Source organism: Microbacterium sp. A20 (genome assembly GCF_004794515.1).
GTDB lineage: Bacteria > Actinomycetota > Actinomycetes > Actinomycetales > Microbacteriaceae > Microbacterium.
In genome coordinates, this window is record NZ_SSDF01000070.1 from 15,154 (window position 1) to 29,100 (window position 13,947).

The following is a 13,947-nucleotide window of genomic DNA, read 5'->3' on the forward strand; positions in this document are numbered from 1 at the left end:
CACCGCTCCGGGATGCGGGTCAGGCCGACTCGAACTGCTTCGCATGCGCGGCCCACCGCGACTCGACGGGGAGTGCGCGCAGCGCGCGGTTGCTCACGGCCAGGGCCACGGAGGCGAGGCACAGCGCGGCGCAGAGCAACAGCGTCCACTCGCGGCCGATCCATGCGAGACCGAAACCGGCGATGAGGGGCGCGAGCGGCATCGCCCCCATGCCGAGCACACCGGCGGCACTGTTGGCGCGGCCGAGCAGGTGCGTCGGCGTCGCGACCATGAAGTAGCCCATCATCCCGGCGTTGAGGGCGGGCACGAGGAGCACCGAGGCGCCGAGCACGACGGCGATGGCCCAGGGCGACGTGACCGTCGTGAGCAGGATCACCCCGACCGCGGCGACCGACAGCCCCACGATCGTCAGGACCCCGGCCTTGATGCGGGGAACGAGCAGGGGTGCGCACGCGGCGCCCACGAGCATCACAGCCCCGATCGATGCGCTCAGCGTGCCGATCAGGAGCTCGGAGTGGCCGTCCTGCTGGAGCGCATAGATGACGGTGGTGATCGCGGCATTGAATCCCAGGTTCACGACCGTGGTGATGAGCAGGACTCCACCGAGGTCGGGCCGGGAGAGCAGCCAGCCGAACGCCTCGCGCAGCTCCGCCCAGGCGTTCGGCTTCGTCGGCGCGGCAGTTGGGGCGCCGAAACCCAGGTCATCCGTCGTGGCGGCGGCGTGTTCAGCCACAACACGCTGCAGGTCGTCCGGGTCGTCTGTGTTTTCGTCGGCCGCTCCGGTGTCGACCACTCCCGCGCGACGTGCCTGGCGCCCCAGCATCCAGGCGGTCAGGGCGGCGATCGCGTGGCAGAGCGTCATGACGACGCCGACCGCCCAGCCGCCGAAGCCCAGGAGCAGACCCCCGAGCGGTCCTCCCGCGAGCTGGAGCGCGGCATCCCTCCCCTGGTTCGCCGCCTGCGCGCGCCCCATGGCGTCGTCGGGCACGATCTCCTTGATCGCGCTCTCGCCGGCCACGTCGAACAATCCGCTGCGTGCGGCGAGGAGCACGTCGATCACGAGAAGGGTTCCGAAGGTCATCGCATCGCCGAGCGTGAGCAGGGTGAACGCCCCCGCCAGCACGATCCCGATGAGAGATCCGAGCAGCATCAGGGCGATGCGGCGGTGGCGGTCGGCGAGCACTCCGCCGGCGAGGGTCATGAGCAGGCGGGCGACCATTCCCGCGGCGCCGATGATGCCGGCCTGTGCGGGGTCGTTCGTCACGATGAGCGCGAGCAGCGGGATCGCGAACCCGAACAGGGCGCCCGCGAGGCCCTTGCTCGTGTCGCTCACGAGCCAGGTGAGGTACCGCGTGTTGCGCCACAGGCGGTGCGGCAGGGTGACGGTGGTCATGAGTCGAGAGTAGATGCGCAAGAACAATTGCGCAAGTTCTATTGCGCAAGTTCGGGTGCGGGTAGGATCGGCACATGACGGAGGACACCGCGAAGGGCACGAGCGAGGATCCCGTCTGGATGACCTCGGCCATGCTCAAGGCCTACTCCCACCCCTTGCGGCGCCAGATGATCCGCCTGTTCTCGCGGCGGGACTTCCTCCGTGCCGCCGACATCGCCGCCGAACTCGGTGTGCCGGCCAACAGTGCGAGCTTCCATCTGCGTGCGCTCGCGGATGCCGGTCTCATCGAGGAGGCGCCCGAGAAGGCCCGCGACCGGCGCGACCGCGTCTGGACCGGACACAAGGGGCCGCTGAACGTGGGCGGCCCGGAGAGCCCGGTCGCCGATGAGGAGCTGGGCAGCGCCGTGATCGCCGCGCTGGTGGAGGACCACCAGGATCTGATGCGCCGGGTGACCGCCTGGACCCCCGAGTATGTCGCCGGACGCACGACCGAGGTGCACGCCGCCTTCACCCAGCGCACGATCCGGCTGACCGAGGCCGAGTTCGACGACGCGATGGTGAAGTTCAACGATGTGCTGACCGCCGCCGAGGAAGCGCACGACGACGCCGACCCCGACGGCCGCTACTGGCAGATCGACGTGATCGCCGCCGACGACACCATCTGACGCGGTCCGGATTCAATCCTCGGTCGACGAGCCCGTTCCGCTGAGGATCAGGATGCGACGCAGGTGCATCGCGGAGAGCACTCCCGGGCCCATCGAACTGCGTTCGTCGACGGTGCGATCGTTCACGGTCTCGAGCAGGAGCCGGGTCGCACGGGCGGCCTCTGCGCGCGCACGGTGGTCCTCGCCGGATGAGGCGTCGCCGCGTGCGATGACCTCCGCCACCGCATGGCAGGCCTCCGACAGCGGCCCGGGCAGAGCGGGATCGAGCGGCAGCCCGGCCGGGCGGTCCCAGATGGTGTCGGCGATCTCGTCCGAGATGTCGCGGATGAGGTGCGCGATCCGGTCGAGTGCGGCGAGCTCCTCGTGGCTCTGCTGCATCCGCGGTCGATGGCCCTTCGCCCGGGGATTGCCGCGTCGGCTCTCGTCCGCCTCCGTCAGCGCCGCCCGCAGCTCGCCCGCCGTGTCGGCGAGCGAGGCCGCGTCTTCGGCCCACTGCTCGTGTTCCGGGGGCCACGATTCGGCCACCGCCGATCCGATGTCGTCGAGGTGCCGGGCGAGCTGTTCCCGGAAAGCCTCCAGACGTGCCGCCGCCACGCCGGTGAGCGGCGCGGGGGCGATCAGGAAGTTGACCACGAGTCCGACGGCCACCCCGACCGCCGTCTGGGTCAGGTAACCGAGCGAGTAGTCATCGGCGTTCTGCCCACCGATGATCAGCACGAACAGGGCGGCCATCGGGATGTACTCGCGTCCGACGCCGAACCAGCCCGTGCCCGACAGCAGCACGCCGACGCCGACGACGAGGGGGATGGTCCACCACGTCGGCCCGACCGTGAGCACCACGATCGTGGCGAGGCCGATTCCCGTGGCCAGCCCGAGCAGTGTCTGGAAGCTCGACTTCGCGGAGCCCATCAGCGTCGGGTACATGCTCAGCAGGGCGCCGAGCGGGGCGTAGTACGGGTATTCGTCGGTGACGCCGGGCATGTGCGGGGCGATCATCCAGGCGAGTCCGACCGCGAGCATCGTCTTCGCGACGAGCAGCAGGCGGGCGGGGAGGACGGCATCGTGCAGCGCGCGCGCGATGCCCGCACGTCGAAGGCGGGGATGGCTCTCGGCCACGGCATCCTCCCTTGGTCGGTATCGGATGGTCCGGTGTCGGATGTTCTGCAGGAGCGGTGCCGTGATCGTACGCACCCTCGACCCTGGAACGCGAACGGGTTGCTTCCGCGAGCGTGCACCGGTAGCGCGCGAAGACGCCGGCCGCCCGGGAGGGGCGACCGGCGTCGACGAGGAACGCTCGGCGTGGGTGGCAGGCCTACGGGATGGTCCGTCGGAATGCCAGGAAGGAGACGGCCGTCAGCACGGCGACCGCGACGAGCCCCCACAGGGCCAGGCCGACAGCGCCGAGATCCAGGATCCCCAGCCAGACCTGTTCCCACATCTCGAGCCGTGTCGCGAGGAAGGCGAGCCCGACGAGAACCAGGGTCAGCGCGATGCTGACGATCATGAGCACCAGCTGCCCCCAGCTCTTGTAGATCGTCGCCCCGGTGAAGCCGATCACGAAGAAGAACAGGGCTAGGGCGAAGTAGGTCACGAACGCGCCGAGCGGCCCGGCTTCCCACACCCACGGGAGGTGGAACACGTAGCCGTTGACCCCGTAGCCGTTCGTCGCCAGCTCGATGCCGCCGCCGATCAGGAACAGGATGCCCATGAGCGCGCTGGCCAAGACCGCGGTCAGCATCGTGCCGAAGAAGAACTCACGACGGGTGATGCTCATCGCCTGCGAGAACGGGAAGGTGAGCGTCATCGCCGACATGCCGACGGCGAAGAAGTACCAGAGCGGAGCCTGGCCACCGCCCCCGTATTTGGGGGTGTCGACCGGGATCAGGGCGTAGATGAGTATCGAGATCACGACGGCGGCCGCGAGGATGACGAGTGGGTACCAGACGAACGTGCCCTTGTTGATCAGCTGCAGGCGGATGACGTTGAATGTGCGTCGCATCAGCGTGCCTCCTCTTTCTCGATGGAGCCGGTGGCGGAGTGGGCGTCCGCCTTCTGGGTGAGCCGCACGATCAGCTGCTGCAGCGAGACCGGGGCGAGATCGAGACCGGATGCAGCGATCTCGGCGCGCTCCTCCGCGGAAAGCGTGCCGAGGACGGTGACGGATGCCACGCGCCCGAGAGCCTCGCGGTGCAGCACCTCGCGGCCCTGGATCCAGCCTTCGATCTTGGCGGCATCGCCGACGATGGTCACGGCACGGTCGCGGACGGTATCCGTGTCTTCGTGCAGGAGGATCTGACCGTTGTCGATCACGATGACCTTCTCGATGAGGTTGGAGACCTCGTCGATCAGGTGCGACGACAGGATGATCGTGCGCGGGTGCTCGGCGTAGTCCTCGACCAGGCGGTCGTAGAAGATCTGCCGGGCGACCGCGTCGAGACCCAGGTACGGCTCGTCGAAGAACGTGATCTCGGCGCGCGAGGCGAGTCCGATGATGACGCCGACCGCGGAGAGCTGACCGCGGGAGAGCTTCTTGATGGTCTGCTTCATCGGCAGCTGGAACTCGGCGACGAGCTCGTCGGCGAACGCCTGATCCCAGTGCGGGAAGAACAGGCTCGCGGCCTTGAAGGCGTGCTTGGGATACGCGTCGTCCGGATACTTCTGGCTCTCGCGGACGAAGCAGATCCGGCTGAGCACGTGCGCGTTCTCGTACGGGTGCTCGCCGAACACCTTGATGGTGCCGGAGGACTCGAAGTTCTGCGCCGTGAGGATCGACATGAGTGTCGTCTTGCCGGCGCCGTTGCGACCGAGGAGGCCGTAGATCGCGCCTCCCTCGATGGCGAGCGACACGTTGTCGAGCGCTCGCTTCTCCTTGTAGCGCTTGCTGAGGTTCTGCACCTCGATGACAGCGGTCATGCGGGGGTCTTCCCTTCTGAATCAGTGGTCAGTGCGGCGCGCTGCCGGAGCAGTGCGGCGAGGTCGTCGGCGCCGAGTCCGAGCGTGCGGGCCTCGGCGAGGAGCGGGTCGATGTAGCGGTCGGCGAACAGAGCGCGGCGCTCGCCGAGGAGGACCTCCCTGGCGCCGTCGGCGACGAACATGCCGATGCCTCGGCGTTTGTAGAGCACTCCCTTTTCGGTGAGCACGGCGACTCCCTTCGCGGCGGTGGCGGGGTTGATCCGGTAGAACGCGGCGAGCTCGTTGGTCGACGGCGCCTGGGCCTCTTCGGCGAGCGATCCGTCGACGATCGAGTCCTCGATCTGCTCGGCGATCTGGAGGAAGAGCGGCTTGCCTTCTTCGATCACAAGTCCTCCGGTGGGTTGGTGGGTTAGTTACTTGACTAAGTAACCATAGAACCCGGCCGGATGTCAACCCCCGCCGCCCGCCGCCCCCGAGCCGTGCACAACTTCGGAGATCGCGCGCGACTGGCCGGCCTCGGGGTGAAACGGCCGGCGTGTCGGCTTCGATCTCCGAAGTTGTGCACGGGGAAGAAGTGGGCAGGACAGGGCAGGGCCGGGCAGGGCAGGGCAGGGGAGGACAGGGTCAGGTGGGGCGGTGGTCGCGCCAGTCCTCGACGATCTGCAGCATCCGCGCCGAGAGGAAGCGGAAGAACTCGGCGAGCTCGACGGCCCGGTCATGGGCGCCCTGATCGTCGTCGTGCTCGGCGGCGATGTCGTCGATGCACTCCGAGAGGCGGGCGTACACGGGCATGTTCCCGACGATCGAGCGGTAGAACGGGTCGTGCACGAACTCGTAGCGGTCGCGCCGGTCGCCGGGGCGGGAGCGCCGCTGGATGAAGTGCAGCTGCTGCAGGTAGCGCACCGCGCCGGACACGGCGGCGGCCGAGACGCCGAGACGCTCGCCGAGCTGCGCTGCGGTGTATCCGCCCTCGGGCGCCGCGACCAGCGCCATCATCACGCGCGCCGGCATCCGCGGCATCCCGGCAGCGGTCATCATGGCCGCTGCCTGCTCGGCGGGTTCGATCCCCCGATGGGAGGCGGATGCTGCGCCGAGGGCATCGCCTGAGCTCGCGGCATCCACGTCGGGTCCGTTCTCGGTGCTGTCGTCGGGCATCGGGCTGCTCCTACGCGCCGGGGGCGAACTCGCGTCGTCGCATCAGAGCCGGGGTGGCCGCGCCGCCCGCGGCCAGGGCGAGCACCAACCACCAGAGTCCGCGCACATCCACACCGCTTCCGTCCACCACGGGCGTCACCGCGAAGGGGGAGATGTTCGCCGTCCACTCCGGCAGCCCGAACAGCGGCCCGAACATCCCGAGCATCGCCGCCAGCAGCACGAGGCTCCATGCCAGGGCGGTCGTCGCCCGGGGAACGAGCACGAACGCGAGGGCGGCGAGCACGGCGAACACGGCCGCCGCGACCGCCTGGCCGAGGCCCGCCACCGCGACGATCCGGTAGAGCGAGTCGTCGCCACCGTTCGCCCAGACGCCGATCCAGGCCGCCAGCACGGCGGCGGCGATCACGATCAGCACCGCGACGACGCCGACGATCACGAAATCCGCGAGCCAGCGCACACGTCCGATCGGGGTGGCGAGCACGGCTTCGGCGGTTCCGCGGGCTTCCTCCTGCCGCGCGCGCACGACGGTCTGCACCGCGCAGCAGGCGGCGAGGATGCCGAGCAGCGTGAAGAACACGGTCACGACGACCTCGTCGAGGCCGCCGGTCGCGCCGCCGATCTTCGTCAGGATCTCGGCGACGGCCGGGTTCTCGCCCGAGATCTGATCGACCAGGCCGCTCAGCGTCGTCGCCAGGATGCCGGTGATCGCACCGCCGACCGCCCAGCCGATGATGGAGCCCGAGGTGAGCCGCCACACGAGCGCGTGCGGCGAGGCGAGTGCCGGCCGCGCCGACACCCGGCCGCGACGCTCCGCCACGAAGCTCGCATCGATGTCGCGCAAGGACTGCAGTGCCAGGGAGGCACCCGCGAGCACGACGCCGAACCCGACGCCGAGGACCATCGGCCAGACGAGATCGGCATCGTACGGGCGCGTCTGCTCGGCCCAGCCGAACGGCGACAGCCACACCGGCCAGGCGCTGGTCATGCTCGACAGGTCGTCGCTCGGGGTCCCTGCAGCATTGCCGATGCCACGCACCAGGAACGTCGCGACGAGCACCCAGACCGTCAGGGAGTTCGCCCCGCGCGAGGTGCGCATGAGCTGCGCCGCGACGAGTCCGATGCCGAGGAACGCGATGCCGCAGCTGCCGGCCGCCGCGCCCGCGAGCCACGACCCGGCGGCCGGGAGACCGGTCGCGATCAGGGCGAGCGAGGTGAGCAGCGCGAGGACGATGTTGGCCAGGAGGCCGTGCACGATGGTGGCGAGAGTCGGCAGTCGGCGCCCGGCCGGGGTCGCCCACACGAGCTCCGCGCGACCGGCCTCCTCATCGCCGCGGGTGTGGCGCACGGCGAGGAACGTGCTCATCAGGGCGGCGAGGAGGGCGAGCCACGGGAGGATCTCGAACGCCAAGAACGCACCCTCGGAGGTGCCGGACGGCAGGCCACGGAACATCAGGATCACCGGGTTCGCGAGCGCCGCGGCGAGGATGTTCTGCCGGTCGGCGAGGGTCGCATACGACTGACTGACGCCGGCGTATCCCGCGAATGCCATCAGCGCGGTGCCGAGGATCCACAGCGGCAGCTGTACGCGGTCGCGCCGCAGTCGCTGCTGGAGCAGCACGGCGAAGCGCGTCATCATGCACGCTCCTTCTGCATCCGGCGTTCGCGGCGGCTGGTGGGGACCACGTCGTCCGGACCACCGTCTTCCGCCGCCTCGAGCGTCGCCAGGTCGTCTCCGTAGTGACGCAGGAACAGCTCCTCCAAAGAGGGCGGTGCCACCCGCAGGTCACTGATGCCGAGTGCGGCGAGTGCGGGCAGCACGGTGGCCGTGCGGTCGCTGTCGACCGCGAGGCGGATCCGGTCCCCGTGCTGCTCGGGGTCGTGCACGTCGGGGATGCGGGTCACCTGTTCCAGGGTGGCTCCGGATGGCGTGAACGAGACGTCGCTGCGGGTGAGGTGCCGGAGCTCCGCCAGCGTGCCGGTCTCGACGATGCGTCCGGCGCGGATGATCGACACCCGGTCGCACAGCTGCTCCACCTCGCTCATGATGTGACTCGACAGCAGCACGGTCGCACCGTTCGCGTGGGCGCGGGCGACCTCGCGCTGGAAGATCACCGCCATCAGGGGATCCAGTCCGCTGGTCGGCTCGTCGAGGATGTAAACGTCGGCGGGCACGGCGAACGCCGCGATCAGCGCGACCTTCTGCCGGTTGCCCTTCGAGTACGCGCGGCCCTTCTTGCGCGGGTCGAACTGGAACGCCTCCATGAGCCGCTTCTTCTCGTGCTGGTAGGCGGCATCCTTCGTGCGGGCGCCGCGCAGACGGGCGAGCAGGTCGACGGCCTCTCCGCCCGACAGGTTCGGCCAGACGCTGACGTCACCCGGGACGTACGCGATGCGTCGGTGCAGGTCGACCGCGCGCTCCCAAGGGTCCTCGCCGAACACGGTCGCGTCGCCCGACGTGCGGAGTGCGAGGCCGAGGAGGATGCGGATCGTGGTCGACTTGCCCGCGCCGTTCGGGCCGAGGAAGCCGTGCACCTGGCCGTGCTCGACGGTGAGGTCAAGGCCGTCGAGCGCGTGCACGTGGCCGTAGTGCTTGGTGAGGTTGCGGGTCGTGATGACGGTGGTCATGCGCGGGAGCGTACGCCCGTTTCACCAACTTGTGAATCGGCCGAAATCAACGCATGCGAAATCCTTACGACGCCTGGCCGGCACAACTTCGGAGATCGCGCGCGGCTCGCCGGGTTCACGGTGCCACGCCCGGCGTGTCGGGCCCGATCTCCGAAGTTGTGTCGGCGGATGGGGACGGCGGGTGGACGACGGTGGACGGCGGGCGGACGGCGGGTGCGGGCGACCGCCGCGTACAGTGGGCTGGTGCCGGAGTTCCCCTACAGCCGCCTGCGCCGCTGGCCCGATGTCGAGGCGGACAACCTCCAGGCGTACGACGCCACGGATCTGCTGCTCGTCGAGCGGGCGCTCTCCCTCGACATCCCCGGCTCAGAGACTGCTGTGATCGGCGAGGACTTCGGGGCGATCACGCTCGCTCTGACGGATGCCGGGCGCCACGGCATCCGCGTGCATCAGGACCTCGCGACCGGTCGCCGCGCCCTGCAGCGCAACGCCGAGGACCTCGGACTCGCGGGCTTCCGCGGCCGAAACGGAGACGAGGATGCTGCGGCGCGGCGCGTCGAGGGGCGACACCCCGACGGCGGGCCGGATGGTCTGGGTTCTCGCACCCCCTTCACCGCGCACGAGCTCGACGCCGAACTGCTCTCCGGTGCGCGGCTCGTGCTGCTGCAGCTGCCGAAGTCGCTCGCGGAGCTCGAGGAGATCGCGGATGCCGTGGCCCGCTGGGCCGCATCCGACGTGGTGCTCGTCGCCGGCGGCCGCGTGAAGCACATGACCCTGGCGCAGAACGAGGTGCTCGGGCGCAGCTTCGCGCACGTGCAGCCCCAGCGTGCGGAGCGGAAGTCCCGCCTGATCGAGGCATCCGGCCCGCGCGCCGTGCCCGCCGATCCACCGTTCCCGGTGTCCGCACAGCACGACGGACTGACACTGATCGCGCACGGCGGGGCGTTCGCCGGCGCTCGCCTCGACATCGGCACCCGGGTGCTGCTGGAGGTGCTCGGTCTTGACGGTGGAGCCCTTCGACAGGCTCAGGGACCCACCTCCGGTTCTGCGGGTGGGGCGTCTCGTCTCGCTTCGCTCGCTCAACGACCGACGTCCGGTGCCTCCGCCCGTTGGGTCGCTGAGCCTGTCGAAGCGTCGCGGCACGTGCTCGACCTCGGTTGTGGCACCGGTGCGCTCGCCGTTTCGTACGCCCTCGCCCACCCCGAGGCGCAGGTCATCGCCTCCGACCGGTCGGCTGCGGCGGCCGCATCTGCGCGGGCGACGGCCGCCGCGAACGGGGTCGCCGACCGCGTCACGGTGATGCACGACGACGCAGCCTCCGAGATCCCGGACGCGAGCATCGATGTCGTGCTGCTGAACCCGCCGTTCCACCTCGGCACGAGCGTGCACACGGGTGCCGCGACCCGTCTCTTCGAGGCCGCCGCGCGGGTGCTCCGACCCGGCGGAGAGCTCTTCACCGTGTACAACTCCTCGCTCGGATACCGTGCCGAACTCGCCCGTCTGATCGGCCCGACGGAACAGCGGGAACGAACTCCGAAGTTCACCGTCACGCGCAGCATCCGGAGCTCCGAAACGCCCGATATCTGACCACGGCGCCGCCGACTCAGGGATCGTTGAACACTCGTGCAATCCCCCGGTCAGCCGCCGAAACCCACACCCCTCACGGCCCCCAGGATTTGCCCCTGATCGGCCATTTCGTTACGTTGGAATGCGGGCCTGACGGTCCGAAGACCAGTCCGCGGTCACGTCCTTCTTTCGATGAGCTGTGCTGCGAAGAGGCGTGGGCGTACGGTCGATGCTCTATCGCGGCGGATCCGAAATCCGCCGTCTGTGCCGCCACAGCGATCATGTCGAACGGCCCCGAGAGCCTCACCCGGGCGTAACCGAAGCAGGCTCAGCCACCCGAAGGCGAGCCGCGGGGGAAACGTGTCCGAAATCGCTCTTGAAGCGCGCAATCTATACAAGGTTTTCGGTAAGAATCCGAACACCGCCGTCCGTCGATTGAAAGCCGGTGAGAGCCGCGCCGCCGTCGCGGATTCCGGTACCGCGGCAGTCATCGACGCCAGCTTCACCGTGAACCGCGGTGAGATCTTCGTCATCATGGGCCTGTCCGGATCGGGCAAGTCCACCATCATCCGCATGCTCAACGGGCTGCACGACGTCACCGACGGAACCGTCACGGTGAACGGCGACCCCATCACCGGGATCCCCGCCTCGAGGCTCCGCGAGATCCGTCGCGACCGCATCTCGATGGTGTTCCAGCACTTCGCGCTGCTGCCGCACCGCACGGTCGCCGCGAACGTCGCGTACCCGCTCGAGCTCAAGGGCACACCGAAGGCCGAGCGCCTGGCCAAGGCCGAGGAGATCCTCTCGCTCGTCGGACTCGAGGGCCAGGGCGAGAAGCTCCCCTCCGAGCTCTCCGGCGGGATGCAGCAGCGCGTCGGCATCGCCCGTGCGCTCGCCGCCGACAGCGACATCCTGCTGATGGACGAGGCGTTCAGCGCGCTCGACCCGCTCATCCGCCGCGAGATGCAGGAGCAGCTGCTCGAGCTGCAGCAGAAGCTCCAGAAGACGATCGTGTTCATCACGCACGACCTGAACGAGGCCATGTTCCTCGGCGACCGGATCGCCGTGATGCGCGACGGCCGCATCGTGCAGATCGGCACGCCCGAGGACATCCTGATGGACCCGGCCAACGACTACGTCGAGCAGTTCGTGCAGGACGTCGACCGCGCCCGCGTGCTCACCGCGGCGAACGTGATGGAGCGCCCGCGCCCCGTCGTACCGCACACCGCCGGCCCCCGCACGGCCCTCCGCCAGATGCGGGATGCCTACATGTCGGCGACCTACGTCGTCGGCCGCGATCGCCAGCTCATGGGCGTCGTCACCGATCGCGATGCGGTCAAGCTCGTGCGCAACGGCGCGACCACCCTCGACTCGATCATCAAGCCCGTTCTGCAGAGCGTGCGCGAGGACGAGGTGCTGATGAACCTGTTCGTCCCCGCCGTCGAGTCCCCGCTGCCGCTGGCAGTGGTGGATGCCGAGGGGCGGCTGGCCGGTGTGATCCCGCGCGTGACGCTGCTCGCCGCGCTCGGCCCCGGACCCGGCGCCACGGAAGAGATCATCCTCCCGATGATGCCGATGCCGCAGGCCGAGATCGACGCCGTGCTCGATGACGGGTGGACCGCCGACCCGGTCCCTTCGACAAGCTCAGGGACCCAGGTCGAGACGGAGGAGGTGCGCTGATGGACGGCTTCCGCATCCCCGTGGGGACCTGGATCGAATCCGGCGTCGACTGGATCAAGGCCAACCTCGACGGTCTGCTCGATGTGATCTCGTTCGTCGTGACGTTCCTCGTCGACGGACTCACCTCGCTTCTGCTGCTCCCGTACTTCTTCGTCGTGATCGCGATCGCCGCACTCATCGCGTGGCTGGTGCGTTCGTGGCAGCTCGCCATCGGCACGATCATCTCCTTCACGCTGATCGTCGCGATGGGACTGTGGGTTCCGGCCATGCAGACCCTCGCTCTCGTGCTCGTGGCCGCGGTGATCGCCGTGCTGATCGCGGTGCCGCTCGGCATCTGGTCGGCGCGCAACGCCACGGTCAGGGCCGTGCTCAAGCCGGTGCTCGACTTCATGCAGACGATGCCCGCGTTCGTGTACCTGATCCCCGCGATCGTGTTCTTCAGCATCGGCGTCGTGCCGGGTCTCGTCGCGACGGTCATCTTCGCGCTGCCTCCGGGCGTGCGACTGACCGAGCTCGGCATCCGCGGTGTCGACTCCGAGACCGTCGAGGCGGGCCAGGCCTTCGGTGCGAAGCCGGGGCAGATCCTGCGCGGCATCCAGCTGCCGCTCGCCATGCCGACGATCCTCGCCGGCATCAACCAGGTCATCATGCTCGCGCTCTCCATGGCGGTCATCGCCGGGATGGCGGGTGCCGACGGCCTCGGGAAGATGGTCGTCGAAGCGATCTCGACCGTGAACATCGCCAAGGGTGTGGAGGCCGGACTCGGCGTCGTGCTGATCGCCGTCTACCTCGACCGCGTCACCGCCGCACTCGGAACGCTGGGACAGAACCCCGGTTCGCTCCTCGCGGTCATCCGTCGCCGCGGTGCGCAGCGCCACGTGAGTGCCGCCGCGGCATCCGCTCCGATCGCGGAGACGCCCGTCGAAGAGAAGGAGCTCCAGAATGCGTAAGCGCAGGATCATGACCATCGCGGCCATCGGCGCCGTGGGTGCCCTCGCCCTGTCCGGCTGTGCCAGCGACGGTGCCGGCGGCACCATCGAGCTCGGCGGCGGAGGCGGCAACACCGGCGGCGGAGGGGACAAGGGCACGATCACGCTCGGCTTCCTTCCTTCGTGGACCGACGGGCTCAGCACCGCGTATCTGCTGCAGGACCAGCTCGAGAAGATCGGCTATGACGTCGAGCTGAAGACGCTCACCGAGGCGGGACCGCTGTACACGGGTCTCGCTCAGGGGGACGTCGACCTGTTCCCGTCGGCTTGGCCCGAGGTCACGCATGCCGAGTACATGGAGACCTACGGCGCATCGATCGAGGACCTGGGCACGTACTACGACAACGCCCGGCTGACGATCGCGGTGCCGGAGTACTCGGAGCTGACCTCGATCGAGGATCTCGCCGGCGCCGATCTCGGCGGCAAGATCTACGGCATCGAGCCGGGGGCGGGGCTCACGGCCCAGACGCAGAAGATGCTCCCCGCGTACGGTCTGGACAGCGAGTACGAGCTCGTCACCTCGTCGACCGCGGCGATGCTCACCGAGCTCAAGTCCGCGACCGAGAAGCAGGAGGACATCGTCGTCACGCTGTGGCGTCCGTTCTGGGCCAACGACGCCTTCCCCGTGAAGGACCTCGAAGACCCGAAGGGTGCGATGGGCACGGCCGAGGGTCTGCACTTCCTGGGCACCAAGGGCTTCGCCGAGGAGTTCCCGGAGGCCGCTGAGCTGATCGAGCAGATCAAGCTCGACGACGAGCAGTACGGTGCGCTCGAAGACCTCGTGGTCAACGAGTACGGCGAGGGTGAGGAAGCGGATGCCGTCGACGAGTGGCTGAAGGAGTACGGCGACCAGTTCGAGTGGGTCGTCAGCAGCTGAGCTGAGTTGAGCTGAGTCGCTGCCGCTCTGACTCGCAGCATCCGCTCTGAGTCGGCACGCGATACGAAGGAGATCTCGCGCTTC

The 13,947-nt window shown here is 69.1% G+C and carries 13 protein-coding genes; 5 read left to right on the plus strand and 8 right to left on the minus strand.

The window, feature by feature from the left end; genetic code table 11:
• Window positions 1–19: 19 nt before the first annotated feature.
• On the minus strand, window positions 20–1,393 hold the full coding sequence (locus tag DW298_RS07000; protein WP_136041733.1) for an MFS transporter: 1,374 nt from the start codon (window positions 1,391–1,393) through the stop codon (window positions 20–22).
• A gap of 74 nt (window positions 1,394–1,467) precedes the next feature.
• Here DW298_RS07000 and DW298_RS07005 point away from each other — a divergent pair, with 74 nt between their 5' ends.
• Complete coding sequence (locus DW298_RS07005) at window positions 1,468–2,058, plus strand: helix-turn-helix domain-containing protein (RefSeq protein ID WP_136041734.1); 591 nt, start codon at window positions 1,468–1,470, stop codon at window positions 2,056–2,058.
• A 12-nt stretch (window positions 2,059–2,070) separates the two neighbouring features.
• Here the strand turns inward: DW298_RS07005 and DW298_RS07010 are convergent, their stop codons facing one another.
• The 7 genes from DW298_RS07010 to DW298_RS07040 all read right to left on the minus strand — a co-directional run bounded on the left by DW298_RS07010 (window position 2,071) and on the right by DW298_RS07040 (window position 8,751).
• Complete coding sequence (locus tag DW298_RS07010; protein ID WP_136041735.1) at window positions 2,071–3,174, minus strand: aromatic acid exporter family protein; 1,104 nt, start codon at window positions 3,172–3,174, stop codon at window positions 2,071–2,073.
• Window positions 3,175–3,370: 196 nt separating this feature from the next.
• Window positions 3,371–4,057, minus strand: coding sequence for a hypothetical protein (locus DW298_RS07015; RefSeq protein ID WP_136041736.1), 687 nt, complete (start codon window positions 4,055–4,057; stop codon window positions 3,371–3,373).
• Window positions 4,057–4,971 (minus strand): ABC transporter ATP-binding protein, encoded by a 915-nt coding sequence (locus tag DW298_RS07020; protein ID WP_136041737.1) that lies wholly within the window; start codon window positions 4,969–4,971, stop codon window positions 4,057–4,059. The genes DW298_RS07015 and DW298_RS07020 overlap by 1 nt, the downstream gene beginning before the upstream one ends.
• Complete coding sequence (locus DW298_RS07025; protein WP_136041738.1) at window positions 4,968–5,357, minus strand: GntR family transcriptional regulator; 390 nt, start codon at window positions 5,355–5,357, stop codon at window positions 4,968–4,970. The genes DW298_RS07020 and DW298_RS07025 overlap by 4 nt, the downstream gene beginning before the upstream one ends.
• Before the next feature lie 238 nt (window positions 5,358–5,595).
• The gene (locus DW298_RS07030; protein WP_240745045.1) at window positions 5,596–6,126 is read right to left on the minus strand and encodes a MarR family transcriptional regulator; all 531 of its coding nucleotides are present in this window, start codon (window positions 6,124–6,126) and stop codon (window positions 5,596–5,598) included.
• Window positions 6,127–6,136: 10 nt separating this feature from the next.
• The gene (locus tag DW298_RS07035; protein WP_136041739.1) at window positions 6,137–7,762 is read right to left on the minus strand and encodes an ABC transporter permease subunit; all 1,626 of its coding nucleotides are present in this window, start codon (window positions 7,760–7,762) and stop codon (window positions 6,137–6,139) included.
• The gene (locus DW298_RS07040) at window positions 7,759–8,751 is read right to left on the minus strand and encodes an ABC transporter ATP-binding protein (RefSeq protein WP_136041740.1); all 993 of its coding nucleotides are present in this window, start codon (window positions 8,749–8,751) and stop codon (window positions 7,759–7,761) included. The genes DW298_RS07035 and DW298_RS07040 overlap by 4 nt, the downstream gene beginning before the upstream one ends.
• 243 nt (window positions 8,752–8,994) lie before the next feature.
• On the opposite strand from DW298_RS07040, the gene DW298_RS07045 reads away from it, so the two are divergent.
• The 4 genes from DW298_RS07045 (at window position 8,995) to DW298_RS07060 (ending at window position 13,863) form a co-directional block, all read left to right on the plus strand.
• Window positions 8,995–10,338, plus strand: a complete 1,344-nt coding sequence (locus DW298_RS07045) for a methyltransferase (protein ID WP_136041741.1) — start codon at window positions 8,995–8,997, stop codon at window positions 10,336–10,338.
• A 339-nt stretch (window positions 10,339–10,677) separates the two neighbouring features.
• Window positions 10,678–11,997, plus strand: a complete 1,320-nt coding sequence (locus DW298_RS07050; protein ID WP_136041742.1) for a glycine betaine/L-proline ABC transporter ATP-binding protein — start codon at window positions 10,678–10,680, stop codon at window positions 11,995–11,997.
• A complete protein-coding gene (locus DW298_RS07055; protein ID WP_136041743.1) occupies window positions 11,997–12,947 on the plus strand; it encodes a proline/glycine betaine ABC transporter permease in 951 nt (316 codons plus the stop codon). Before DW298_RS07050 ends, DW298_RS07055 begins: the two co-directional genes overlap by 1 nt.
• Window positions 12,940–13,863, plus strand: coding sequence for a glycine betaine ABC transporter substrate-binding protein (locus DW298_RS07060; RefSeq protein WP_136041744.1), 924 nt, complete (start codon window positions 12,940–12,942; stop codon window positions 13,861–13,863). The genes DW298_RS07055 and DW298_RS07060 overlap by 8 nt, the downstream gene beginning before the upstream one ends.
• The last annotated feature ends 84 nt before the right edge of the window (window positions 13,864–13,947 follow it).